Genomic DNA, 24,298 nt, shown 5'->3' with positions numbered 1-24,298 from the left:
GCGATGAAACACCCCCACCCCGCGGCGATGCTGGCCCAGGCGCCGCATCGCGCCGCCTTTCTGCCCGGCATGCTATTCGCCATCCTGCTGCTGGCCGCCTGGAGCGCCGAGTTGACCAGCCGCCTGCTCGGCGTCCACGCCGCGCTGGCGGTGCCCTCCTCGCTGGCCCACGGCTTCCTGATGTTGTTCGGCTTCTTCCCGCTGTTCATGACCGGCTTTCTGTTCACCGCCGGCCCGCGCTGGCTGGGCGTGGAGCCGCCCGGCCGTCTTATCTTCGTCGGCGTGCCGGCGCTGATGGTGGGCGGGCTGCTGCTGTGGCTGGCCGGGCTGTGGCTGGGCATCTCCTGGACGCTGATCGGCCACGCGCTGTACACGCTGGGCTTCAGCGGTCTCACGCTGACTTTCGCCTGCCTGCTGCTGGCCAGCCCTCAAGCGGACCGCCGCCACGCCTGCGCGGTGCTGGCCGCGCTGTTCTGCGGCGCGCTGGCGCTGCTGGCCGGCGCTTACTGGCTGATCTTCCAGGACGGCCAGGCCTGGCTGTGGATGCGCAATCTGGCCTTGTGGGGCTTTCTGCTGCCGGTGTTTCTGACCGTCTGCCATCGCATGCTGCCCTTCTTCTCCGCCAACGCGCTGCCGGAGTACCAGCCCTGGCGGCCGGGCTGGCTGCTGGCCGCGCTGCTGGCCGGCTCCTTGGGTCATGGCCTGCTGGACGGCTTCGGCCTGCCCGCTTGGCCGCTGGACGCGGCGATGGCCGCGCTGCTGGCTTACGTCAGCTGGCGCTGGCGGCTGGTCGCGGCGTTGCGGGTCCGGCTGCTGGGCATGCTGCACCTGGCTTTCGCCTGGCTGCCGGTCGGCTTCGGGCTATACGCGCTCAATGGCTGGCTGGCTTCGCCGCGCCTGGCGCTGGCGGCGCTGCACGCGGTCACCGTCGGCTTTTTCCTGACCATGATGATCGCCTTCGTGTCGCGGGTGACGCTGGGCCACTCCGGCCAGCCGCTGCAGGCCGGCCCCGGCTTGTGGCGGCTCTACCTGGCCGCGCACTGGCTGGCGCTGACCCGGGTAGCCACCGAAATGCTGCCCGGCGTCTGGTCCGGCTGGTTGTACGGCGCGGCGGCCCTGGGCTGGCTATTGACGCTGGCGGCCTGGGGCCGCGCCTTCATGCCCAGCTACTGGCGGCGGCGCGCAGACGGCAAGCCGGGCTGAGAACCTGTTCACGGTCCGCGGGCCGGCCTTGAGCCCTGCGCTCAAGCCTGCCCGCGCCGGCGCAGATAATCGGGCACTTCCTCGGCCGGCATCGGCCAGCCCAGCAGATAGCCTTGCACATAGTCCACGCCCAACCTCAGCATCAATTGCAAATCCGCCTCTTCGCCTATGCCTTCGGCCACCACCTGGATATTGCGGTCCTTGGCCAGCCGGATGGTGGATTCCAGAATCTCCCGCGCCACGCTGTCGTCAGCGGCCCCGGCCACCAGCGAACGGTCTATCTTGATCGCGCTCACCGGCAGTTCGCGCAGATACTCCAGGCCGCTGTAGCCGCAGCCCACATCGTCCAAGGACACGCGGAAACCGGCCATGCGCAGCCGTATCACGTTTTCCAGCGCCTGATAGATGTTTTTCAGCCGCTGGGTTTCGGTCAGCTCCAGCGTCAACAGGGCCGGCGCCATGCCCAGTTCCTCCGCCGCCTCGGCCAGGCTGGACGGCAAATCCGGGTTGCAGAACTGGCTGGCGGTGAGATTGATCGAGACCCTCAGGCCGGACAGCGCCACTTGTCCGCTCCAACGGCGATAGTCCTCCACCGCCGCGCGGAAAATGACGAAGAACAAGTCTTCGTCCAGGCCGTAGTGCTCCAGACCGGGCAAGAACGCCGAGGGCTCCAGCAACCCCCGCTCCGGATGACGCCATCGCGCCAGCGCCTCCACCCCCGCCACCCTCAGCCGGGCGGAATCGGCCTGCGGCTGATACCAGGGCAGGATTTCGCCGCACCGCAATGCCCGCTCCAGCTCCTGACGGTCGAAATCCGACGACGCCCCGTCCCATGCCGGCCGGCGCGCCACCGTTTCCCACAGCTTGCATAGCTGTTCCATGGACAAGGGCGTGTTCAGGCTGCCTATCACCGGCAGATTGTGAAACGCGGCCACGCGGTAAGCGCCCATCAGCATGTCCTTGGACAGCGAGCTGTTGAACACGATGGGCGGCACCGCCGGCAGGCCGGACAGATGCCGCAACAGCAGGATGCCGTCCATCCCCGGCATATTGAGGTCGCTGATCATCAAGTCGTAGCGATGTCGCTGCAAACGCTCGAGCGCGTCGGCGCCGTCGCGCGCCTCGTCGATGCGGTCGATGCCCACTTGGCGCAAAGCCTGGCTCAGCGCGCAACGCTGCAAATCGTGATCGTCCACGATCAAAACCCGCATCGGCGCCGGGCCGGGTTTGGCGGTTATCGGTTCCATGGCATGTTCTCTGTCCCTTTCAGAGCGCTATTTTCCTTAGCCGGCCCAAGTGTAAGGAATAGGAAGATGCTGAATTTGCCGGTGAATTTCCAGATATGGTTTTTTCCGCTCTTATCAAAATCGCATCAAACTTTGCCGCATGAGAGCGCGTTTTTGTTCTATATCACCATTGGAGACCACCAAGATGAAATCCCAGTCCAATCAAGCAAATAGCGCGAAAAACGACGGCCACAGCCCGGATTGACCCAAATTGAATGAGCGCGTCCGGCGCCCGCGTCGTATACCGGCAACGTCAAGCAGGAGGCCCGGCAATGAGAAGCAATCTTCCCGTGGATGGCACCGAGGTGTTTTTGCTGCCACACCGCCCCATCGTCACCAAGACCAACCTGAAAGGCCAGATCACTTACGCCAACCGCGCCTTCATCGATATCAGCGGTTTCAGCGAAGAAGAATTGATCGGGCAGCCGCACAATATCGTCCGCCATCCGGACATGCCTCAGGCCGCCTTCGACGACCTCTGGAGCACCATCAAGACCGGCCGCCCCTGGAAAGGCCTGGTTAAGAACCGCACCAAGCAAGGACATTTCTATTGGGTGGAGGCCTATGTCACGCCCATCTGCGAGGGCGGCCAGCCGGTGGGTTATATGTCGGTGCGCAGCGCCCCGTCCAAACAGCAGACCGCCGACGCCGAGCAGCTTTACGCCCGCGTCCGCGAACGGAGTCAGGCGTTTCCGGAAACCCGCCACGCCGCCCCGCCGACGACGGCCTCGCTGTTACTGTGCGCGCAATTGCCCGCCGCGGCGCTGATCCTGGCCGGCGCCGCCGCGGACGGCGCCTTGCGCCTGACGCTGCTGACGCTGGCGGCGGTCTGGGCCTTGGCGGCCTCCTATCTGGCCGGGCGTTGGCTGGCGCGGCCGATAGACGCGGCGCGGCGCGCGCTGATGCGGCTGGCCGAAGGCGATTTCAGCGCCCAGATTCCCCCCTCCGGCCCGCGCGAGCCGCGCGCGGTGCTGGAAGAGATGGAAACCCTGCGCATCCACCTGCGCGCCATCCTGGCCGACGTGGTCGCCGGCGCAGAGGACGTCAGCGAAGCCGCCACCGCCACCCACGCCGAAGCCGAATCGCTGAACGCCCGCGGCGAATCCACGCTGGAAGGCATCACCCGGGTGGCGGCCGCCTTGCAGCAGCTGTCGGTGTCGGTGAACGAGATTTCGCAATCCACCCGCACCGGGGCCGAGTTCGCCGACCAGGCCACCGAACTGGCCAGCCAGGGCGAGGCTCAGATGAGCGACACCCGCCAGGCGGCCCAGGCCGTGGTCAGCGAGGTGTCCTGCACCCGCGACATCATCATCAAGCTGGAGCAATCGGTGGAATCGATCAACACCGTCACCGGCGTGATCAAGGACATCGCCAACCAGACCAATCTATTGGCGCTGAACGCGGCGATAGAAGCCGCGCGCGCCGGCGAACAGGGCCGCGGCTTCGCCGTGGTGGCGGACGAAGTGCGCAAGCTGGCGGAACGCACCGCCGGCAATACGCTGGAGATAGAACAATCGGTGTCCTTCCTGCGCGAACGCTCGCAAGAGGCGCTGGAGGAAGTGAAGGCCGCGGTGAACAAGGTCCATACCGCCGAGGAAACCATACAAGCGGCGGCCGAGGGCCTGGAGGCGATCCGCAACGCCAACGAGAAAGTGGCGGAGTCCTCCTCCAGCGTGGCCAATATGCTGCAGCAGCAATCGTCCGCCTCCACCGAAGTGGCCCAGAGCATGGAAACCATGAGCACGCTGACCGAACAGAACAGCCACAGCATCGCCGCCACCCTGCAAGTGGCGCAGAAGCTGCACACCACCGCCAGCGATCTGCGCCGCCTGGTCAGCCAATTCGAAAAACATATGTGAACGGCATTCATCCTGCGGCCGTATGGCATGTTTGCGAAAAATATTCATGCAAACGAGTTTTATTACACAAACTGTGAAAAATTACGGAACTACTTGATAACCATTCTTTCATAACCGTTATTCGTCGCGGCTCTACTGCACTGCACCATGACACCGGTCGCGACGAAGACGGCGCAGGCAGGCGGCGCATGCCGCCCGCCCGCGCTCCCGAAACCCCAATCACAAGCCAAGCTTAAGGAGGTCGCCGTCCAATAACATCGCGCCCAACGCGACGCACCGCCGCTAGAGCGGCGTCGAGTCCGGCGCCGGAATCGCCCGGCCACGCGCCCGGCCTTCCATTCAGAGCCGTGAACATGATCTCGCCCAAGCCGCACGCGGCTCCCGGGCAAGGAATCAAACGGTTCTCAGAGTCCGTTCACAGTCCGTCGAGCAAAGCGAGACAAGGCGAGGATAGTTGAAGATGCGAATGCGCCTACGGCGCGCGGGCATTCTGAACACCCAGTCACCGCGTCCCGCCTTACAAACGCGGACAATTGAATAGGCTCTCAGATGCAGTGTCTCGTTCGGCGAGGCTCCTATGCAAACACAGGTCACTGATCTGACGACGTCGAGAGACGCCCAAGGTTAGGACAGGCTTTATCGGATTAAGGTATAGCCCAAAGTGACTTCCCGCATGCAGTCGGGATACGTTGCATAGTGCCAAAACTTAGACGCGGAGATAGCTTTTCTGCACTCTCTCTTCTGGTTTACGCCCCCATTGTGACAACTGTTTGTGGTTATAAAACAGCTAACGGGGAATACCTCAAAATGTCTTTTGCAAGCATCACCCTGCCTACCGCTCAGGCAAACGAAGTCAATCTGAAAGAAACCGTCGCCTCCTACATGAGCGACTCGCTGATCACCCTCAGCCGCGACATGAAAGTCAGCGAAGCGCGCGAGCACATGCTCAAACAGCTGCGCGACGAAGACATTCCCGCCCAGATTTTCGTCATCGACGGCAGCCGCTTCCTGCACGGTCAACTCTCGGTCAAGCGCCTGCTGACCGAAACCGACCTGACGCTGCCGGTTTCCGCATTGATGGGCCCCACCGCTTTTGTCGTCGAGCCTAACCAACAGCGCCGCGATATCGTGCCGGAGCTGATAGACAAGGGCGTGGACCTCGCGCCCGTGGTCAGCGGCGGCAAGCTGCTGGGCGCTCTGTACGAAAAGGAAATCGCCGCGCTGATCCGCGACGAAGGCACCGACGACGCGCAACGCCAGGGCGCCAGCCTGCCGCTGGAGACCTCCTACCTGGAAAGCTCCCCGTGGAGCTTGTGGAAAAAGCGCCTGCCCTGGCTGCTGCTGCTGTTCTTCGCGGAAGCCTACACCAGCACCATCCTGCAAGTGTTCGAAGAGCAGCTGGAAGCCGCCATCGCCTTGGCCTTCTTCATCCCGCTGCTGATCGGCACCGGCGGCAACAGCGGCACCCAGATCACCTCCACCCTGGTGCGCGCGATGGCGATGGGCGAAGTCAGCCTGCGCAATATCGGCACGGTGCTGCGCAAAGAGGTGACCACTTCCTTCATGATTGCGCTGGCCATCGGCGTGGTGGCCTGGATACGGGCCTGGATGCTGGGCGTGGGCGACGAAGTGGCCTTGGTGGTGTGTCTGACCCTGATCGCCATCACCATCTGGAGCGCCATCGTGTCCTCCATCATCCCGATGCTGCTAAAGAAAATGCGCATCGACCCGGCCGTGGTGTCGGCGCCTTTCATCGCCACCTTCATCGACGGCACCGGTCTGGTGATTTACTTCAATATCGCCATGCTGGTGATTTCCGACCTGGCCTAAAGCCCGCTCAAGGTCTCGCGGACCTCCGCGAGACCGAACAGCATCGCGCAAACGACTCAAATCCGGGGACAGCCTACGCCTGTCCCTGCCTCCGGCTTGATCGCAAAGCAGGGCGCGCCAAGCCCAATCAAAATCGAGCGGCCATGCCGGCGCCTGCCGGCGCGCCGCCACCGGCAATATTGCAAGGAGTTACCCGATGAAAAACCATACGGTAACGAATCATCAGGATGGCCTCAGCCCCGCCGCCGCTAGCTGCCACACGCTGCTTGGCAACTTGAGCAAGCAGACCGCGCCGAAGCTGAAATCGGACAAGGCGACCCGCCCGGCCGACGAGTGGCAATCCGCCAGCGTGCTTCTGGACCTCCCTCAAACCAATGCCGCCCTATTCCACACGCTGTTGATGGGCATGCTGGCGATGGATGACGCGCAGGCGCTGCAAATCGTGTATCCCTCCCTCAAATGCCTAGGGCCGCAGCCTTGCCCAAGCCCCGCAATGAGCTGTATCAGCCCCATCCAAACCGAACACCCCATGACAGCCGACAAAGACTACCCCTTGGGCTTTGCGGTGCGTGCCCATGACGGTCATGGAGCAGCCATCGCCTATGCCGCGCATGAAATGCGCGACATTCATGGGGGCATGCGCTTGAAATCGACTATCGCGCTGCCTGGAGCCCTTCCCTGTTCGCGGCTGCAAGGACACCTAGATCACTTTGCCGCTGAATTTGGCCATTGGCACGCGGCGGCGATGTCCGGCGGCAGCACCTGGGCGGGTTTGCTCTTATAAGCGCCGATTCACAACACAACCGACGCTGCCTTGCCCGACGCGCCGCGCCGCCTACGCTGGCGCGTCGGCGCGCCTGGCCTTGGGGCAGCCCTCGCCGCGCAAGCCAAAAGCGAAAGAGGCCATGCGCGCGCACGGCGATAAACACTCCGCTTCCCGCCCCATGTTTTCACGAAACGCAAGCACCTTTGAACAGGCGCTAAGGCCAGTCCTCCTCCCTTGGTTTTTATCACATCATCGCCACATTGTTTTTGCCCAGAAGTCATGCTAATGTCCTGATAAATTTAAATAATCAAGACATACGCCGGCACCTCATTTCATCGCAACGCCACTTAAACGGCCTCTTTCATGACCCATTCAAACCGTAAACGCTTCGCCGCCGCGCTGGCGCTGGCCGCGGCGCTGCCGCTGGCGGCCCACGCCGAAACCTTCGACCTGGGCGCCATTCTCAAGGACGGCATCAAGAAGGCGCTGCAAAAAGACCCCACCGCGGACGGCGCCGCCGCCCCGATGGCTCCCGGCGTCTACGACGGCTCCGACAAACAGTTCGAGCGCACGCTGACCATCCGTCCCAACGGCAAGTTCGAACTGGAAGTCATGCAAAAAGGCAAACCCGGCCAACTGCGCTCCGGCTCCGGCAGCGGACAGTTGCAGGCCAACGGCGGACAGTGGCGCTATAGCGAAGGCATCTGCACGATGAACGTCCTGCCCCAGACCTCCGCGGTGCAAGTACAGGTGGAGCGGTGCGCCAGCGCCTTCGGCGACGTGCCCTTCGACGGCGTTTATCGTCTGAGCAAAGCGGCCGGCGGCGCCCAGGCCGGCAGCGGCAAGAACAAGGCCTTGGCGGCGCAGCTGAGCTGCCACAATCTCAACCTCAGCGAAAACGGCGTCGCCAAACTGCTGGCCGCCGCCGCCGGCACCACGCCCAATCAGGTATGGGAACACGAGCTGGCCTTGCCGGGAGGTTATGACTACGGCGGCCTGCCTATCCGCTCCGTGCAGCTGTCCGAAGTGGACGGCGGTTTCCTGGCGCTGTTCGTGGACGGCGACGCCGCCGCCATCAAGAGCGCGATCAAGAAGGCCCAGCGCAAGAGCAGCAGCGCGGCGATGTTGAGCAAGGTGGGGGAAAGCTATCCCTTCGCGGGCAAACCCAACGGCCTGCCCTATGTGCAGTGCCGCAGCAAGGCGGTTCAAAACGGGCTGTATTGACGCTGGCCCCAAACGACAATGGCCCCGGCAAACGCCGGGGCCATTGCATTTAGTCGACCCGTTTAAAGCTCAACCGCAAGCGCCGACGTGGCCGCAGGCGGTGCAGAACTCGCAGCCGTCTTTCTTGATCAGCGCGTGGTTGCCGCATTCCGGGCAGGGTTTGCCCGGCACCTGTTTCAAGGCGGCGCTGGCTTCCGGGCTGAACAGATCGCTCTGCTCCGGCACCATCACCCCCATTTCCTCCAGCGGCACGCCTTCCTCGGTCAGCACGCCCAGCATCGCGTAGCGGTGGATGATCAGCTGCGCCAGATAGGCGACGGTGGACGGCCAGCTCTGCGATTTTTCCACGCCGGGGATGCGGGCGAAGAAATCGCCCTGCGGCTCGGCGTAGCTCAGCAGCTTACGCAGCTTGAGGCCGATCCAGGCCGGGTCTATCACCCGCATGTCCAGGCTCAGCATCTTGCACAGGCCGTCCAGCTCGCGCGGGTAGGCGCCGGCCAGCCACATCGAATACGGCCGGCGCTGGCCGTTGGGCAGCACCAGTTCCTTGATGAAGAGCACGAAGTCGTCGCCGGTTTGCGGGTTGCTGACGTCCACCGACCAGCTCATGGTGCCGTCGGTGCCCGATTTGGGCTCCTTGCGCGCAAACAGCGCGTCCATCACCGGCGTCGGCTCGTTCTGGTCCGCCGGCAGCGCGCCCAGTTGCTCGACGCGGTGGCGCACCACCTGGCCCAAGGCCGCCGAGGCCGAGGTGGCGTAGACGGTGCGCTCGCCCAGATCGAACACATAGCGCTTGTCGCCGTTGGTGTGCGACAGCGCGTCCAGCTTGGCCGCCAGCCAACCGTGATCGCGGCAGCGCATGTCCATGGACAGAGTCTTGGCCACCGCGCCCAGGCCGCGCTGTTCTTCCGTGGCGTTGACCCAGCATTCGAACGGCGACACCCGGCCGTTCTCCACATGGCCCACCACCACGGCGAAATCGCCGGCGTCGCCTTCCACCATGAAGGTCCACGACGGGTTGCCTTCCTTCAGCTTGGGCCGGTTCGGCCATTTCAGGCTGGACAGCGCCGGCGTCGGCGCGGTGTTGAGCACCACGCGGCGGTCCGGGTCGCCGTCGCCGCTGCCGGACAGGTCCTGCGGCGTGGCGGCGCTGGGCTTGGCCGGCTCCACCGACAGCACCGAACCCAGCACATTATTGGGCCGGTAGGTGGTGATGCCCTTCAGGCCGGCGCGCCAGGCTTCCAGGTAGAGGCTTTCGAAATCGTCGAAGGGGTAATCGCCGGGCACGTTCACCGTCTTGGAAATGGCGGTGTCGATATAGGGCGCCACCGCCGCCACCATGCGCATATGGTCCAGCGCGCTCATTTCCAGCGCGGAGACGAAGTAGTCCGGCAAGGCGTTGGTGTCGCCGCCCTGCATCCGGTAAACGCGGTAGGCGTGGTCTTCCACCAGGTATTCCTGCTGGCTGCCGTCGGCCATGCGCTTCTTGCGGGTGTAGAACCAGGAGAACGGCGGCTCGATGCCGTTGGAGGCGTTGTCGGCGAAGGCCAGCGAAATGGTGCCGGTGGGCGCGATGGACAACAGGTGCGAGTTGCGGATGCCGTGCTTGCGGATGCGCGCCTTGATCGCCTCCGGCAGCCGGCTGGCGCAATGCGGCGCGGCCAGGTAGGCGTCGGCGTCGAACAGCGGGAAGCCGCCCTTCTCGATGGCGAGATCCACCGAGGCGTCGTAGGCGGCGTCGCGCATCGCCTCGGAAATGCGGCTGGCGAAGCGGCGACCCTCCTCGCTGTCATAGCGTATTTTCAGCATGATCAGCGCGTCGCCCAGGCCGGTGAAGCCCAGACCGACGCGGCGCTTGGCCTGCGCCTCGCGCTGCTGCTCTTCCAGCGGCCACACCGTCAGGTCCAGCACATTGTCCAGCATGCGCACCGACATGCGCACCACTTTCTCGAAGCTCTTGAAGTCGAAGCTGGGCTTGTCGCCAAAGGGCTGACGCACGTGGCGGCACAGATTGATGGAGCCCAGATCGCAGCAGCCGTAATCCGGCAGCGGCTGCTCGCCGCAGGGGTTGGTGGACTCGATCACCTCGCAATAGGACAGATTGTTGTCCTGATTGATGCGGGTCATGAACAGCACGCCCGGCTCCGCATGGTCGTAGGTGGAGGCCATGATCTGCCGCCACAGCTCGCGCGCCGGCACCGCGCGGTAGACCCACAGGCCGTCCGCGCGCTGATAACTGTCGGGGAAAGCGTTGGACGACGGCTCCACCGCGTGGGTCAGCTCCCAGGCGGCGTCCGCCTCCACCGCGCGCATGAAGTCGTCGGAGACGCCCACCGAGATATTGAAATTGCGCAGATCGCCCTGGTCCTTGGCGTGGATGAAGTCCTCCACGTCCGGGTGGGAAATGTCCAGCACCCCCATCTGCGCACCGCGGCGCGCGCCGGCGGACTCCACCGTTTCGCAGCTGCGGTCGAACACCCGCATATAGGACACCGGGCCGGACGCGCGGCTATTGGTGCCCTTGACCCGCGCGCCCTTGGGACGGATGCGCGAGAAGTTGTAGCCGACGCCGCCGCCGCGGCGCATGGTTTCCGCCGCCTGCAGCAAGGCCTCGTAAATGCCCACCTTGCCGTTTTCGGTTTCGGACACCGAATCGCCCACCGGCTGCACAAAGCAATTGATCAAGGTGGCGCGCAGATCGGTGCCGGCGGCGGAATTGATGCGGCCGCCGGGAATAAAGCCGTTTTCCAGCGCCTGATAGAACAACGGCTCGAAACGAGCCGGCTCGCTTTCCAGCGCCGCCAGCGCCTTGGCCACGCGCAGGCGCACTTCGCTCACGCTGTGTTCGCCGTTCTTGGCGTATTTTTCCAACAGCACCTCGCGGGAGATGTCCTGCTCGGTCATGGCGGCGATGTTTTCCTGCTTCATGGTTCCCGGTTCCTCTTGAATTGCGGCCTGCGGCGGCCAGGGCGGCCCCCTTCCAGCATGCAATGGACCGTGTGGGCCGCAAAAGGTTTCAACACGTCCGATACGCAATATCTGGAAAAGAAAAACGGCGTATTACACTATATGTAGTTACGCCGTTCGTTGACACATATCAAGCGCTATTCCACGCCGCCACCGCTTTTCCCGCTTGTCATGGGTAAAAACACGACGCGCGGCCGCCGCCTCACGGCGTCTTCAGCTTCACCTCCAGCGGCACCCCGTCGCGGCCGGCGGAGACCTTGACCGGCTCGCCCAGCTGGATGCGCTCCTGCAAGGCCGGATCGGTCTTGAGCATGGCCGCGCGCGCGTTGGCGGCGCGTTGCTTGGCCAGTTGCTGCAGGCTGGCGTCGGTGATGCTCTGCGCGGCGATCAACTCGTCCCGCAGCAGCTTGCCCAGGGCCGCGCCGGACGGCCCGCCCGGCTTCAGCGTGTGGCCCAGCAGCTTGAAGCGGCCGATCTGCTTGCCGTACACCGATTTGACCGCGGACAGGATTTCCTCGTCCTGCATGTCCGGCAGCGGCAGCGGCTCGCCGGCGCCCAGCTGGTGGCCGGCGGCGGCGAAGATCGCCAGATCGGTTTGCGCGCGCGCCATTTCCTTGCGGTCCGCGTCGGCGTTGTAACCGCCGCTGATGGACAGCATCAGCTTGGGACGCTTGACCATCAGCCCGGCCACCTTGACCAGCTTCTCCCGCTCCGGCGGCGTCACATTGGCCTCGCCGGCCACGAAGCGGATATCGTCGAAGCCCTCGCCGCCCAGCAAGGCGCCCAGCGCGCGGAACGGCGCGGTCACCACCTTGGTCACCACGTTGACGATGGCTTTCCAGATGATCTTGCCATAGCTGAACTGCGGATCGTCCAGGCTGCCGGCCACCGGCAGGTCCAGATCGATGCGCTTGTCGCTGTCCTCCAGAATGGCCACCGCCAGCCGCAGCGGCAGCCGCGGGCCCTTGTATTCGCTGTCCGGCAGCTCGTCGCCCAGTTGCAGGGAATCGATCACCACCCGGTTCTCGCCCTTGAGCTGGCGCTGCTCCAGCAGATAGCGCAGGTCCACCGACAAGCGCCCGTCCTTGACCTGCCAGCCGGCGAAGTTCATCGAATACGGGTTCAAGGTGCCCATGGAGATATTGCGGAAGGCCAGGGTGATGTCGGTGTTGTCCGTGGGCGCCAGCGGCGACAGCGCGCCGCGCACCTTGACGTCGCCAAACTGGTCCACGTCGCCGTCCAGCGTGATGTTGCCGCGCTGCTTGGCGCGGGTGGACAGGTTCTGGATGGAGCCGCGCAGATTATGCATGTCGGACGCGAAGTCAGGCTTCATGCCGTGGTCGGCGAACTGCACCCGCCCGCCCTGCACATGGATGGACCGGACCTCCACCAAGGGCAGCGGCGCCGCCTTGGCCGCCGGCGCCGGCGTCGCCGGCTTGCCGCCCTGGCCGGCGAACAGCCGGGTCAAATTGAGTTCGCGCTTTTCGTCCAGCACCAGCCGCGCCGCCGGCCCTTGCAGCCGCACATCGTTGATCGTCGCTTTCAGCGGCATGCCCTGAGCGCTGAGGCCGCGCACTTGCAGATCGCGCCACCCCAGCAAGGGCAGCTTCTCGCCCGGCTCGTACACCGCCAGCCGCGCCACGCCGGCGGAGCCGCCGACGCGCCAGCCGCGCGCGCCGACATCCAGATTCAGATCCGCGGACAACGCGCCGCCGCCGAAACGCAGCGAGGTTCCGCTCAAGGCGTACGGCGCCAGCGGCGCCAGCTGCACCCCGTCGGCGCGCAGCCTGCCCTTGAGCGCGCCGGCCGCGGCGTCGATATCGGCTTTGACCGCCAGCTTGCCGCCGTTGAGCCCGCCGGCCAGATCCAGCGCCAATTGCCGGCCGTCGTCCACCTCCACCGTGCCGCCCAGGCCGGACAGCGTCATGCTGGCCGGCTTGGACAGGCTGCGGTCGGTCCAGCGCAGCTGGCTGTCCTGCAAAGCCATTTCCGGGTAATCGAACTTCCAGGCCGGCGCGGCCTCGCCTTGCGCGCGCGCCGGGGCGGCGGCCGGTTTGGAACCGCCGGCCGGCTCGAACAAGCGGGCCAGATTGATCTGGCCGGCGCGGTCGCGCTCCACCTGCGCATCCAGGCCGCTCAAGCTCAGCTTGCCCGGCTCGATGCGACGGCCTTTTTGCGACAGCTGGCTGGACGCCAGCTCGGCGCTGGCCAGGCTCAAGACCGGCGCCGCGCCCTGCGCGCCCAGCTTCAGCTCGTCCAGCCGCGCCAGCAGGCCTGTCAGCGCGAAGCCGTTGTCCGGCGACAAGGAAAAACGGCCGGACAGCAAAGGCAGCTTGGCCTCCAGCGCCAAGGGCTGGCGGAAACCCTGATCCGCGTAGCTCACGCGCCAATTGCGCAGCTTGATCGTCTCGATGTTCACCAGCCACGGCAGCGGCGCGGCCGCCGGCTGCGGCTTGGCGGCGACCGGCGCGGCCGGAATCGCCTTCTGCCAGTCCACCGTTCCGTCGCGGTCGCGCCCGGCCATCGCCAGACCCTGATCCAGCTCGATGGACTGCACTTTCAGCATTGAACGCGCCAGATCCAGCGCGCCGCCTTCGACGCGGACTTCCGGAATCGTCAGTTCGCTGCGGCCGCCCGGCGCCTTCAGCGCGAAGCGCAGCAGGCTGGCGCGGAACGGCGACACCGTCAGCTCCGGCGTCTTGCCGGACATTTCAAAATGGTAGCGCGCGGACACGGACAGCCGCCCTTCCGGCGCGGCGGTGTTGAAATGCGGCTGCACATAGGGCCAGACCGAGGCCAGCGGCAACTCCGCCATCTGCGCCTCGCCGTCCGACTTCAGCGGTTGCAGATTGATGCTGCCCTTCCAGTTGAAGCGGGTGCCGTCGGTCATGGCCGCCTGCATCGTATAACTGCCGTTTTCCGGCAGCGTGGACAGGTCTAGCAGCGACAGATTCAACGGCACCAGGGTGAAGCGCTCGTCGCCGCCCAGTTGATCGGACAACTGCGCCTGGCCCTTGCGGATGTTCAAGGCCTTGATCATCAGCCGCGGCAGCTTGTCCGAGCCCCCTTCGGGCTTGGCCGGGCCGGCGGCGTCGGCGACGAAGCTGGCCCAGTTCCACTGCCCGGCGCGGTTGCGCGCCAGGGCCAGCCGCGGCTCTTCCAGGGAAAACTCCTGCGCCTGCCAGCGGCCGATCAAGAGCATGGACGGATCCAGGTTCAGATACGCCCGCTTCACCGCGAACAGCGGCCGGCCGTCGCCCTCGCTCAGCTTGAGATCCCTGACCTCCAGCGACATGTCCCAAGGCGTGATCCTCACCTCGCCCATGCTCAGCGTGCGGCCTATGCTCTTTGCCCACTTGGCCGCGGCGTCGCTGATCATGCCCGGCGCCAGCCAGCCCAGGAAGCCCCACAGCAGGGCCAGCAAGACGATGGGAACCGCCAGCCAGCGCAGCCAACGACGGCGCGGTTTAGACGCTGGCGGCTTGGAATCTGAAGCGGGAGTGATCTGTTCGGTATCGTTTTCCATATCGTCTAATTCTAATACTCATAAAGAGGTCTTAACAGTCCCCTGGGCAGATTTCCCTGTTGCCGCAAACCAACAACTGACCGGCATCCAATCAATAATCATTGCGAATGTCCACGCGCCGGGACTAGCATGCATTCGTTCAAAATATTGAACATTTCGAACCAAAAACGATCAATGCCATTCAAAGCGGCATTGTGCCGTATTACCAAATCTGAGAGGAGCACCCGGATTGCCGATCCATCATTGGGCCCGATTCCAGCCCCGTCCCGCCTGCCCGCGCAGCCCCGGCTGCCGCACACTGGACCGTAGATTATTTTTAGTACAAGCGCAGCGGCCGCATACGCTGAGGCACGACGCCCGGCGCGACAGCAGCTCGGGCGCGCACACATGACAACAGAGGCTTTATGAATAACGCAGAACAAATCAACAAATGGTTGGACGACAATCGCATCACCGAAGTGGAATGCCTGATCCCGGACATGACCGGGCTCGCCCGCGGCAAGATCGTGCCGCGCCATAAATACAATCCGGCCGAAGGCCTGCGCCTGCCGGAAGCCGTGCTGTCCATGACCGTGACCGGGGACTACCCGGACCAGGACTTCACCTCCCTCGCCGATCCCGACATGCGGCTGATTCCCGACGCCAGCACCCTGCGTCCGGTGCCGTGGAACCTGGAGCCCACCGCCCAGATCATCCACGACTGCGCCTTTTTCGACGGCCGCCCGGTGGACCTGGCGCCGCGCAATGTGCTCAAGCGCATCCTCAAGCTGTACGAAGACGAAGGCCTCAAGGCCGTGGTGGCGCCGGAAATGGAGTTCTACCTGGTGGAAATCCAGCCGGACGAAGACATCCCGCTGCGCCCGCCGGTTGGCCGCACCAAACGCACCGAAGCCGGCATGCAGAGCTTCTCCATCGACGCCGTCAACGAATACGACGGCATCTTCGACGTGATGTACGACTGGTGCGAAGCCCAGGGCCTGGCGCTGGACACCCTGATCCACGAAATGGGCACCGCCCAGATGGAAATCAATCTGGACCACGGCGACCCGCTGGCGCTGGCGGACCAGGTCTTCCTGTTCAAACGCACCGTGCGCGAAGTGGCGATTCGCAACAATATGTACGCCACCTTCATGGCCAAGCCGATGCAGGGCCAGCCCGGCAGCGCCATGCACCTGCATCAGAGCGTGGTGGACAGGGAGAGCGGCAAGAACATCTTCAGCCTGAAGGACGGCCAGCCCTCGCAGAAATTCTTCCATTTCATCGGCGGCCTGCAAAACTATCTGCCGCCGGCGATGCCCTTTTTCGCGCCCTATGTGAACTCCTACCGCCGGCTGAGCCGCTACACCTCGGCGCCGATCAATCTGTCCTGGGGCTACGACAACCGCACCTGCGGCCTGCGCGTGCCGCACTCGGACCCGCAGGCGCGGCGAGTGGAAAACCGCCTGGCCGGCGTGGACGTCAACCCCTATCTGGCCATCGCCGCCAGCCTGGCCTGCGGTTATCTGGGCATGAAACAGGGCCTGATGCCGTCCGAACCGCTAAGCGGCAGCGCCTACGAGCAACCGCACCAGCTGCCCCGCCACCTGGACGACGCCATCGACATGCTGCTCAAGTGCGAACCGCTGACCAATCTCTTCGGCGAACACTTCATCCGCACCTATAGCGCGATCAAGGAAGCCGAGTACCGCGAATACTTCGACGTGATCAGCCCGTGGGAGCGGCGCTTCCTGCTGCTGCACGTTTGATCGGCGCTTAGAGCGTGTTCACCGTTTCGCAAGCCAGGCTGAAACAAGGCGAAAACCGCTGAGAAAGCGGAGCGCGCACACGGTAGATGCACGTTTCGAAGTGGTACTCGCCGTGCAACGCTTCACAATGCGCTGCGGACTTTGAACCGCTTCTTAAGGCGCGGACCGCTCGCCGCCGGCCCCTGTTCCGGACCGGCGGCTTTTCCGCCCACCGTCATCAAACTGTGCATTGACAATCCCCGGCTCAGAATATTCAATATGCTTAACACTTGCCGCCAGAGCATTCCATGCACCCAAGCCCCCAGCCCGACCCCGTCCGCCCAGCGCCCTGCGCCGGGCTGAGCCTGAGCCAAGTCCTGCGCCAGGTGCAAAGCGACGCCTCCCCGGACAACGACCGCGACTACTGCCGCGCGCTGCACGACTTCGTGCGCGACCGCGTGCGCTTCGGCTTCACCAGCCAGTTTGAAACCGTCACGCCGGAACGCACGCTGGCGCTGGGCCGCGGCCATTGCAACGCCCAGGGCGACCTGCTGCGCGCGCTGCTGACCACCGCCGGCATTCCGGCGCGGCTGCGCTTCGTGCGGCTGGACAAGCGCGTGCTGCGCCACGCGGTGCCGGCCCCGATCTACCTCTGCCTGCCGGAACACCTGTTCCACGGCCTGGTGCAAGCGCGGCTGGACGGCCGCTGGCTGCACTGCGACAGCTATCTGTTCGACCCCGACGGCTTCGAACGCCAATACGCGCGCCTGCTCGCCTCCGGCCTGCCCCGCGGCTACGGCCTGCGCCTGGGCGCGGACTGCCGCTGGAGCGCGGACGCCGACAGCTTCTGCCAAGCCGGCGCCGACGACCTCCACGACGAAGACCCGGTCTACGACAACCTGGCCATCGCCCTGCAGGAAAAAGCCGGCAACAACACCTTGCTGGGCCTGCACTTCAACCAATGGCTGAAACTGGCGCCGTCTCCGCTGCGCCGGCGCGGCGAACGCTATCTGAACAGCCGGCTGCATCCCGCCCGCTGACGCGGCCGGCCGGCGCGGCCGCTATGACGGCAAGCCGCCGGCCCACGGCTTGCACGCCCAGGTGGCGATGAAGGCCGGCAGGTAGCCGTCGATGACAAAGCGCGGCGTCGGCTGCATCTCCTCGTGAAACCCCGCCAGCAAGAAGCCGGCCTCCAGCTGGCCGCCTATCTGCTCCGCCAGGCTGTGGCCGAAGACCAGCGCCTCGCCGCCGGCCCGCTTGGCCGCCAAAGCCTCCGGTGCCAGATCCCGCAGATCGGAATACGGCGCCGGATAGCGCGGCCGGATCAGGCCCTGGCGCGCGTATTCCGGATCGCGGTCGCCGATGAAGGCCGCCGGATTGAAAAAACTGCTGAGCAGGCGGCCGCCCGGACGCAGCACCCTGAAGCACTCGCGCCACACCGGACGCACGTCCGGCACGTAAAGATTGGAAATCGGGTGGAATACGCAATCGAAGCTGGCGTCGGCGAAACGGGACAGCTCGCGCATATCGCCCAGCTCCGTCGCCAGGCTCAGCCCTTCGCGCCGCGCCACCAGGCGGTCGCGCTCCAACTGCTGCTCGGAGGCGTCCAATACCGTGACCTCGGCGCCGGCCGCCGCCAAGAGCGGACCCTGCTGGCCGCCGCCGCTGGCCAGACACAGAATGCGCCAGCCGGCCACCTGATCCAGCCAGCCGGCCGGCAACGGCCCCGGCGTCAGCCGCGCCCGGTGATCGCCCGCGCGCGCGGCGGCGACGGCGGCGGCGTCCACCGGTTGCGACCACGGGCCGGCCTGCTCGGCCTGGCGGTCCCAGGCGGCCTGATTATGCGAAAAAATATCGAGAGAAACGTGTTCCGACATGGGGAGTCCTATTCCATTGAGAAAATTGGGGACACCCAGCCAAAACCGCATCCATAGCGAAATGGACAGCCCCCGCGAAGGGGCAAAGACGAAGCGGAAGACCAAACGAAACGGCAATGCGGCAAACGGCCCTGGCTGGGCAAACGAGTGACGGGCATTACAGCTTCATTCCGGCGCGCTCCTATCGGGACAACACAGAAGAGATTCAAACCGCGCAAGCATGCGGCGCAAGCGCTCATTCTACACCAGATCAAATTTAAATGACATAGCAATTCCGTAAACCACGCCATTCAAGCTTTGCGCTCCCCCACCCCTCGGAGACATGATGAAAGCTTGCCTGGCACTGTGCGCCGCGCTGCTGGCCACCCCGCCCTCGCCGCCTATCCCGACGACCTCAGGCTGACCACCTGGAACGCGATGCTGCTGCCGCAGTCGCTCTATCCCAATTACGGCCAGGAGCAGCGCGCCCGGCTGATCGCCGCCGCCCCCATCCTGCAAAACCAGGACGTGGCGGTGTTTCAGGAACTGCAGGACAACAGCAGCTCCGAAGCGCTGCTGCAAGGCCTGAAAGCCCGCTTCCCGCACCAGACCCCGGTGATAGGCCGCAGCCAGAGCGGCTGGGACGGCACCGAAGGCTGGAACGGCGCCAAGCCGGAAGACGGCGGCGTCGCCATCGTCAGCCGCTGGCCGATTGTGGAAAAACGGCAATATCTGTTCCGCACCGCCGGCTGCAGCTGGGAACAATACGCGCTCAAGGGCTTCGCCTACGCCAAGCTGCAAGCGGGCGGCCGCTACTATCACGTGCTGGGCGCCCATCTGCAGTCGGAAGACAGCGGCTGCAAGGAGCACGCCGCGGTGCGCCAGGCCCAGCTGCGCGAAATCGCCGACTGGCTGCGCGCGCGGCAACTGCCCAAGGACGAAATGGTGCTGATTGCCGGCGACATGAACGTGGACCGCCGCAAGCCGGCGGAATACCGCGCGATGCTGGACATCCTGCAAGCCAGCGAGCCGCGCTACGCCGGCGTCGCCGACAGCTTCGACACCGCGCGCAACGGCCTGGCGCTGGAGCGCTACGGCGCGCGCGGCGGCGACGTCCCGGAATACCTGGACTACATCCTGACGCTGAAAGCCCACCGCCAGCCGTCCGCCTGGCACAATCTGGCGCTGGACGCGCCGTCCCCGCAGTGGACGGTGCAATCCGTCGGCAAGCACACCTACGCCTACACCGACTACAGCGACCACTACCCGGTGCAGGCCTTCGCCTGGGCCGACGCCGCCACGCCCACGCAATCCTATACCGATCAGGCCGGCAGCTACCGCCAGGTAAGCCTGCAAAACCTGGGCAACGGCCAATGGCTGCAAAGCGCCGCCGCCAACGACGGCTGGCTGAAGACCGGCCCCGGCAACGGCCCCGCCGCCCGCTTCAATCTGTCCAACAACTTCGCCATGCGCGACAACGGCTGCCTGCGCTCAGGCGACTATCTGCGGGTGGAGCGCGCCGACCGCCCCGGCTGGTTCTGGACCTGGTGGGGCGGCCTGGACGCCAATCAATACGCCTACTACACCAAGCAAGGCCCGCTCAACGCCTCCACGGAACTGCGGCTGCAGATTCAGGACCGGCCGGACGGCTGCCTGCGGGACGGCGACATCGTCAGTTTCAAGGATTGGGCGCGGCAGAGCGATTACTATCTGACCGCCTGGAACGGCGGCGCTCACGATGGCCAGCTCTATCTATGGCAGCCCGGCGTCGGCCCGCGCGAACGCTTCCGCGTCGGCATCGCGCGCCAGCCGCAGCGGCAGGATTGGAAAGCGCAATTGATTTACGCGCAGAACAAGAAGCGCTAAGAACGTGTTTACGATCTCGCGAGCTAAGGCGAGACAAGGCGAAAACGGGCGAAAAAGCGGAGTGCACACACGGTATATGAGCATTTCGAAGCGGCACTCGCCGTGCCACGTCTCACGACGCGCAGCAGATCGTAAACAGATTCCAACGAGAACAGCGGGCGGCTAGCCGCCCGCTTTCAGGAGCGTTACCAGGCGAGGATCAGCAACAAACTGCCCAGCAACAAACACAAGGGAGAATAGAAACGGGTGTCGTTGCGGGCGAAGCGGCTATCGCGCACGCTCTTGAACAAGCCGACGTAGCGGAATTCGCCGATGCCGCGCAGCAGCAACGCCGCCGCCAGCGCCAGCAAGCCCCAGCGCACGGTCTCCATTTGCCAGAAACGCGTCAGATGGCCATGCAGCGCAACCGCCAGTGCCGACAAGGCCAACACGCCGGCCACGGCGAACGTGCCGCCGCGGGTGGGCTGGAACAAGGGCTTGCCGTCCACCTCGGGCACGGCGGCGCCCATGCCCACGGTGCCGCCCAGCGCCCAATAGCAATGGACCAGACTGATAATCAGAAAAACAGTAATCAAAAACAGGCTCAGCATAAGCAGGTTCCCTTTCTAATTAAGTGTTTATCGGAAGTTCAACCTCGCCTTGATTATAACACAATCCCATCTGCATTGATTTTCGGCAAAAAAACGGCAACGCCGGGCAAACTCGCGCCCATCGCCGCGGATGGCGCGCTGAGTGAATTCTGCAAGCCGCCCTCCGGCTTTTTGACGACAGTAGCGGGGTCGAATCACTCCATGTCTTCCACTTGAAAGCCGACCCCATGCCAAACATCACCGCCCACAGCGCCACTCGCCCCCTCGCCGCTCCCGCGGCCTTGCCGACTGCCCGCGCCGCCGCCGCTCAGCCACAACTGGGCCTGGGCCGGCAGCTGGCCAGCGCCTCGAATCGCTGCGCCGCCGCGCCGGACCGCCCGCAAACCACGCAAGGACCCGTTCCGCAGCAAGCCCGTTTCCAGTCGCTGTTGTTCCGGGTGGCCAACGGCGAGGTCAACGCCTCCCCTGCGCGTCAGGACCAAGCGGTGGCGCTGTACGGCCTGAGTCACGCGCAAATGCAGCTGTCCCGTTTCGTGCGCGGCGAACTGGACATGCAAAACGTCGCCACCATCGCCAATTACAATAAGCAGCTGAACATCGTCCATTACAGCCGCGACGACGCCATGTATAGCATCTCGCCTCGCAAGCTGATCCAGGAATTCAGCCGCCACATCAGCGACGCCGCCGCCGGCAAGCTGGTCAAGCGCGCGCCGCAGCCGGCCGCCCCATCCTCCAGGCCTGGGCCGATTACCTGGGCGCCCATCACACGCGGCTGGACCCGTTTGTCCGGCTCAACGCGCTGCTGGCCGACGTGCCGCCGGCGGAGCGCTCCGCCGTGGCCACCCGCTTTGTGCTGAAGAACACCAGCGGCGGCTGCCGCACGGAAACCACGGTCAACACCTTGCTCTATCTGGTGCACGCCTGCGGCTGCAAAAACGCCGACGACGTCGCCGCCGCGCTCGGCAAGCGCACGCTGGAACAGCGCGACCTGCTGGACCTGTCCGAGCTGTTCATCAAGCACTTCTTCCGCAACTCCAGCAAACTGGGCCTGGAATTCTTCGCCCAGCAAGGCGCGGAAATCGCCTTTGCCTGGAACGACGCCGGCCGCGGCAAGATGGACCTTGAAGCGATACGGCAAAAACCCTGGCAAGAACAGCAGCGCCGCTTCCAGCACAGCTACGAGCCGATCACCTACTCCGAAGTCCGCTCCGTGCTGCGTCAGCCCGAGCTGTTCGACGGCAAAGTCTCCAAAGTGTATTTCGCCGACAACGGCGTGGAACTGGCCGGCTCTCCCGCCTCCGAACAATGGGTGGCGCTGACGCGCCCCATCGCCGCGCAGCGCCACTAAACAAGGCCGCATAAGACAACAGCCCCGGCGCTTTCGCACCGGGGGCTGTTTTCAGATCAAGCGCTCTCGCCGCTTACTGCGCGTCCGCCTGGATAGCGGTCAGGGCGATGGTGTAGACGATGTCGTCCACCAGCGCGCCGCGCGACAGATCGTTGACCGGCTTGCGCAGGCCTTGCAGCATCGGACCCACCGACACCACGCCGGCGGAGCGCTGCACCGCCTTGTAAGTGGTGTTGCCGGTGTTCAGGTCCGGGAACACGAAGACATTGGCGCGGCCGGCCACTTCGCTGTCCGGCGCCTTTTGGCGGCCTACGGATTCCACGCTGGCGGCGTCGTACTGCATCGGGCCGTCAATCATCAGATCCGGGCGCTTTTCTTTGGCGATGCGGGTGGCTTCGCGCACTTTCTCCACGTCCGAACCGCTGCCGGAAGTGCCGGTGGAGTAAGAGATCATCGCCACGCGCGGGCTCAGGCCGAAGGCGCTGGCGGAATCCGCGGACTGGATGGCGATGTCGGCCAGCTGCTCCGCGTTCGGGTCCGGGTTCACCGCGCAGTCGCCGTACACCAGCACCTGATCCGGCATCAGCATGAAGAAGATGCTGGACACGATGCTCGCGCCCGGCGCGGTCTTGATCAGCTGCAGCGCCGGACGGATGGTGTTGGCGGTGGTGTGCACCGCGCCGGACACCAGGCCGTCCACCTCGTTCAGGGCCAGCATCATGGTGCCGATCACCACGCTGTCCTCCAGCTGCTCCGCCGCCTGCGGCGCGGTCAGGCCCTTGCTCTTGCGCATTTCCATCATCGGCGCCACATAGCGGCCGGCGGCCTCTTTCGGGGCCAGGATTTCAATATCGGCCGGCAGGGTCACGCCCTGGGCTTCCGCCACTTGGCGGATGCGCTCCGGTTCGCCGATCAGCACGCAGCGGGCGATGCCCTTCTCGTGGCAGATGGCGGCGGCCTGGATGGTGCGCGGCTCGTCGCCTTCCGGCAGCACGATGCGCTTTTGCGAGCGGCGCGCGCTCTCGATCAGACGATGGCGGAAGGCCGGCGGCGGCAGGCGTACTTCGCGCGGCTCGCCTATCTTCTGCACCAGCACCGCGGTGTCGATGCGCTCGGCCACGAAGTCGATCATCGCCTGCATGCGCTCGGCGTCTTCCATCGCCACGTGACGGTCCAGATTGGCCAGCATGGTGCTGGTCTCATAGGTGTCGCGCTCGGTGGACAGAATGGTCAGGCCGGCTTGGCGCGCGGACTGGATCAGCGGCAGGATGCTGCCGGACACCGGTTCGCCGCAGGTCAGCAGCAGGCCGGCCAGCGGCACGCCGCGCAGCATGGCCAGCGAGGTGGCCAACACCACGTCGCTGCGGTCGCCCGGCGTCACCACCAGGGTGCCCGGCAGCAGGCGTTCGGCCATCTTCTCCACGGTGCGGGCCGCCACCACGGTTTCGCGCATGCGCGCTTGCTCGATCTGGCCGGCGTGTTCGATCTTCAAACCCAGCGCGCTGACCACGTCCAGCACGCGCGGCGCGTCCAGCTTGGCGTCGTAAGGCACGCAGCCCAGCAGCGGCGTGGCGCAGCCCTGCTCCGCCAGCTCCGCGCGCAGGCCGGCCAGATTGCCGCACTCCGCGCCGCGGTTCAGCAGCAGACCGGCCAGTTTGCCGTTGCCGTCGGCGCCGAACTGGCGCTGCACCAGCTGCACGCATTCGGCGATGTCGCGCGCGCCGCGGCCGGCGCCGGACAGCACCAGCAACAGTTCCGCGGACAGGCTGCCGGCCATTTCCGCATTTAGGCGGATGGCGGTTTGCGCGTCGCTGTCCGGCACCAGGCCTTCAACGATCAGCACGTCGTGATTGTCCCGCGCCTGTTCCGCCAGGCGCACCACATCTTCCATCAAGGTGGCCAGCTCGCCTTCGCGCAGCATGGCTTGAGCGCGGGCAAACGGGATGGACGCCGGCGCGTCGATATTGCACAGCTGACGGGCGAAGTGGCTGGACAGCTCTGCGCCCACGCTGGCGGGCTGCGCGATGGGCTTGACGAAGCCCACCTTGATGCCGTCGCGCTCCAGCGCGTGCACCAGGCCCAGGGTCATGGAGGTCAGCCCGGCGTCCGAACCATAGGAAGCCAGGAAAAACACTCGTTTCGGTTGTTGCGATGTCATGAGTTTTACTTTCGACGCGCGCGCCGCCGCAAAGCGGCCCGGCGTTCAGAATCAGGCGGCGGCCGACGGAGCGCCGGCCGCGCGATACGGACGCG

Annotated in this window: 16 protein-coding genes and 1 riboswitch; of the genes, 10 read left to right on the top strand and 6 right to left on the bottom strand. The window is 65.2% G+C overall.

Annotation, left to right across the window (positions count from 1 at the left end):
- The first annotated feature begins 3 nt into the window (after positions 1-3).
- Positions 4-1,203 (top strand): NnrS family protein, encoded by a 1,200-nt coding sequence (locus tag HQN78_RS03515; RefSeq protein WP_235087943.1) that lies wholly within the window; start codon positions 4-6, stop codon positions 1,201-1,203.
- A 41-nt stretch (positions 1,204-1,244) separates the two neighbouring features.
- Here the strand turns inward: HQN78_RS03515 and HQN78_RS03510 are convergent, their stop codons facing one another.
- Positions 1,245-2,450 (bottom strand): EAL domain-containing protein, encoded by a 1,206-nt coding sequence (locus HQN78_RS03510; protein ID WP_227107804.1) that lies wholly within the window; start codon positions 2,448-2,450, stop codon positions 1,245-1,247.
- Positions 2,451-2,761: 311 nt separating this feature from the next.
- On the opposite strand from HQN78_RS03510, the gene HQN78_RS03505 reads away from it, so the two are divergent.
- The 4 genes from HQN78_RS03505 (at position 2,762) to HQN78_RS03490 (ending at position 8,168) form a co-directional block, all read left to right on the top strand.
- Positions 2,762-4,348: a PAS domain-containing methyl-accepting chemotaxis protein gene (locus HQN78_RS03505; RefSeq protein WP_158274315.1), complete on the top strand. Its 1,587-nt coding sequence runs from the start codon at positions 2,762-2,764 to the stop codon at positions 4,346-4,348.
- A 551-nt stretch (positions 4,349-4,899) separates the two neighbouring features.
- Positions 4,900-5,073: riboswitch (M-box (ykoK) riboswitch) on the top strand.
- Positions 5,074-5,155: 82 nt separating this feature from the next.
- A complete protein-coding gene (locus HQN78_RS03500) occupies positions 5,156-6,178 on the top strand; it encodes a magnesium transporter (RefSeq protein WP_227107802.1) in 1,023 nt (340 codons plus the stop codon).
- 196 nt (positions 6,179-6,374) lie between these two features.
- Positions 6,375-6,962, top strand: a complete 588-nt coding sequence (locus HQN78_RS03495; RefSeq protein ID WP_235087941.1) for a hypothetical protein — start codon at positions 6,375-6,377, stop codon at positions 6,960-6,962.
- 345 nt (positions 6,963-7,307) lie between these two features.
- The gene (locus HQN78_RS03490) at positions 7,308-8,168 is read left to right on the top strand and encodes a hypothetical protein (protein ID WP_235087939.1); all 861 of its coding nucleotides are present in this window, start codon (positions 7,308-7,310) and stop codon (positions 8,166-8,168) included.
- Positions 8,169-8,237: 69 nt separating this feature from the next.
- On the opposite strand, the gene HQN78_RS03485 is transcribed toward HQN78_RS03490, so the two are convergent.
- Both HQN78_RS03485 and HQN78_RS03480 read right to left on the bottom strand, forming a co-directional pair.
- Complete coding sequence (locus HQN78_RS03485; RefSeq protein ID WP_107800147.1) at positions 8,238-11,096, bottom strand: adenosylcobalamin-dependent ribonucleoside-diphosphate reductase; 2,859 nt, start codon at positions 11,094-11,096, stop codon at positions 8,238-8,240.
- A 241-nt stretch (positions 11,097-11,337) separates the two neighbouring features.
- Positions 11,338-14,661: a DUF748 domain-containing protein gene (locus HQN78_RS03480; RefSeq protein ID WP_235087936.1), complete on the bottom strand. Its 3,324-nt coding sequence runs from the start codon at positions 14,659-14,661 to the stop codon at positions 11,338-11,340.
- 404 nt (positions 14,662-15,065) lie between these two features.
- Between HQN78_RS03480 and HQN78_RS03475 the strand changes: the two genes are divergently transcribed.
- Both HQN78_RS03475 and HQN78_RS03470 read left to right on the top strand, forming a co-directional pair.
- A complete protein-coding gene (locus HQN78_RS03475) occupies positions 15,066-16,406 on the top strand; it encodes a glutamine synthetase family protein (RefSeq protein ID WP_107800145.1) in 1,341 nt (446 codons plus the stop codon).
- 287 nt (positions 16,407-16,693) lie between these two features.
- Positions 16,694-17,425 (top strand): transglutaminase-like domain-containing protein, encoded by a 732-nt coding sequence (locus tag HQN78_RS03470; RefSeq protein WP_107800144.1) that lies wholly within the window; start codon positions 16,694-16,696, stop codon positions 17,423-17,425.
- A 21-nt stretch (positions 17,426-17,446) separates the two neighbouring features.
- Here HQN78_RS03470 and HQN78_RS03465 read toward each other — a convergent pair whose 3' ends face one another.
- The gene (locus tag HQN78_RS03465) at positions 17,447-18,262 is read right to left on the bottom strand and encodes a class I SAM-dependent methyltransferase (protein WP_235087934.1); all 816 of its coding nucleotides are present in this window, start codon (positions 18,260-18,262) and stop codon (positions 17,447-17,449) included.
- A gap of 333 nt (positions 18,263-18,595) precedes the next feature.
- Between HQN78_RS03465 and sph the strand changes: the two genes are divergently transcribed.
- Positions 18,596-20,107, top strand: coding sequence for a sphingomyelin phosphodiesterase (gene sph, locus HQN78_RS03460; RefSeq protein WP_235087931.1), 1,512 nt, complete (start codon positions 18,596-18,598; stop codon positions 20,105-20,107).
- A gap of 185 nt (positions 20,108-20,292) precedes the next feature.
- Here sph and HQN78_RS03455 read toward each other — a convergent pair whose 3' ends face one another.
- Positions 20,293-20,697: a DUF3995 domain-containing protein gene (locus HQN78_RS03455; RefSeq protein ID WP_107800141.1), complete on the bottom strand. Its 405-nt coding sequence runs from the start codon at positions 20,695-20,697 to the stop codon at positions 20,293-20,295.
- A 227-nt stretch (positions 20,698-20,924) separates the two neighbouring features.
- On the opposite strand from HQN78_RS03455, the gene HQN78_RS03450 reads away from it, so the two are divergent.
- Together HQN78_RS03450 and HQN78_RS03445 are read left to right on the top strand one after the other, a co-directional pair.
- Positions 20,925-21,554, top strand: coding sequence for a hypothetical protein (locus HQN78_RS03450; protein WP_235087929.1), 630 nt, complete (start codon positions 20,925-20,927; stop codon positions 21,552-21,554).
- Positions 21,533-22,045 carry a hypothetical protein gene (locus HQN78_RS03445; protein WP_235087926.1) on the top strand — a complete coding sequence of 171 codons (513 nt, stop codon included), beginning with the start codon at positions 21,533-21,535 and terminating at the stop codon, positions 22,043-22,045. The genes HQN78_RS03450 and HQN78_RS03445 overlap by 22 nt, the downstream gene beginning before the upstream one ends.
- Positions 22,046-22,118: 73 nt before the next feature.
- Here HQN78_RS03445 and pta read toward each other — a convergent pair whose 3' ends face one another.
- Positions 22,119-24,203, bottom strand: a complete 2,085-nt coding sequence (gene pta / locus HQN78_RS03440) for a phosphate acetyltransferase (RefSeq protein WP_107800140.1) — start codon at positions 24,201-24,203, stop codon at positions 22,119-22,121.
- Positions 24,204-24,298 lie beyond the last annotated feature (95 nt).

It is taken from the genome of Chromobacterium sp. Beijing (assembly GCF_021496765.1).
GTDB lineage: Bacteria > Pseudomonadota > Gammaproteobacteria > Burkholderiales > Chromobacteriaceae > Chromobacterium.
This window is presented reverse-complemented; position numbering and strand designations above follow the sequence as displayed.

Bases quoted from the DNA above. Each gene is read 5' to 3' on its own strand.
- HQN78_RS03495 (WP_235087941.1), top strand. From the start codon at position 6,375: ATGAAAAACCATACGGTAACGAATCATCAGGATGGCCTCAGCCCCGCC.
- HQN78_RS03490 (WP_235087939.1), top strand. From the start codon at position 7,308: ATGACCCATTCAAACCGTAAACGCTTCGCCGCCGCGCTGGCGCTGGCC.
- HQN78_RS03480 (WP_235087936.1), bottom strand. From the start codon at position 14,661: ATGGAAAACGATACCGAACAGATCACTCCCGCTTCAGATTCCAAGCCG.
- HQN78_RS03450 (WP_235087929.1), top strand. From the start codon at position 20,925: ATGCCAAACATCACCGCCCACAGCGCCACTCGCCCCCTCGCCGCTCCC.
- HQN78_RS03470 (WP_107800144.1), top strand. From the start codon at position 16,694: ATGCACCCAAGCCCCCAGCCCGACCCCGTCCGCCCAGCGCCCTGCGCC.
- HQN78_RS03505 (WP_158274315.1), top strand. From the start codon at position 2,762: ATGAGAAGCAATCTTCCCGTGGATGGCACCGAGGTGTTTTTGCTGCCA.
- pta (WP_107800140.1), bottom strand. From the start codon at position 24,203: ATGACATCGCAACAACCGAAACGAGTGTTTTTCCTGGCTTCCTATGGT.
- HQN78_RS03455 (WP_107800141.1), bottom strand. From the start codon at position 20,697: ATGCTGAGCCTGTTTTTGATTACTGTTTTTCTGATTATCAGTCTGGTC.
- HQN78_RS03465 (WP_235087934.1), bottom strand. From the start codon at position 18,262: ATGTCGGAACACGTTTCTCTCGATATTTTTTCGCATAATCAGGCCGCC.
- HQN78_RS03475 (WP_107800145.1), top strand. From the start codon at position 15,066: ATGAATAACGCAGAACAAATCAACAAATGGTTGGACGACAATCGCATC.
- HQN78_RS03510 (WP_227107804.1), bottom strand. From the start codon at position 2,450: ATGGAACCGATAACCGCCAAACCCGGCCCGGCGCCGATGCGGGTTTTG.
- HQN78_RS03500 (WP_227107802.1), top strand. From the start codon at position 5,156: ATGTCTTTTGCAAGCATCACCCTGCCTACCGCTCAGGCAAACGAAGTC.
- HQN78_RS03485 (WP_107800147.1), bottom strand. From the start codon at position 11,096: ATGAAGCAGGAAAACATCGCCGCCATGACCGAGCAGGACATCTCCCGC.
- HQN78_RS03515 (WP_235087943.1), top strand. From the start codon at position 4: ATGAAACACCCCCACCCCGCGGCGATGCTGGCCCAGGCGCCGCATCGC.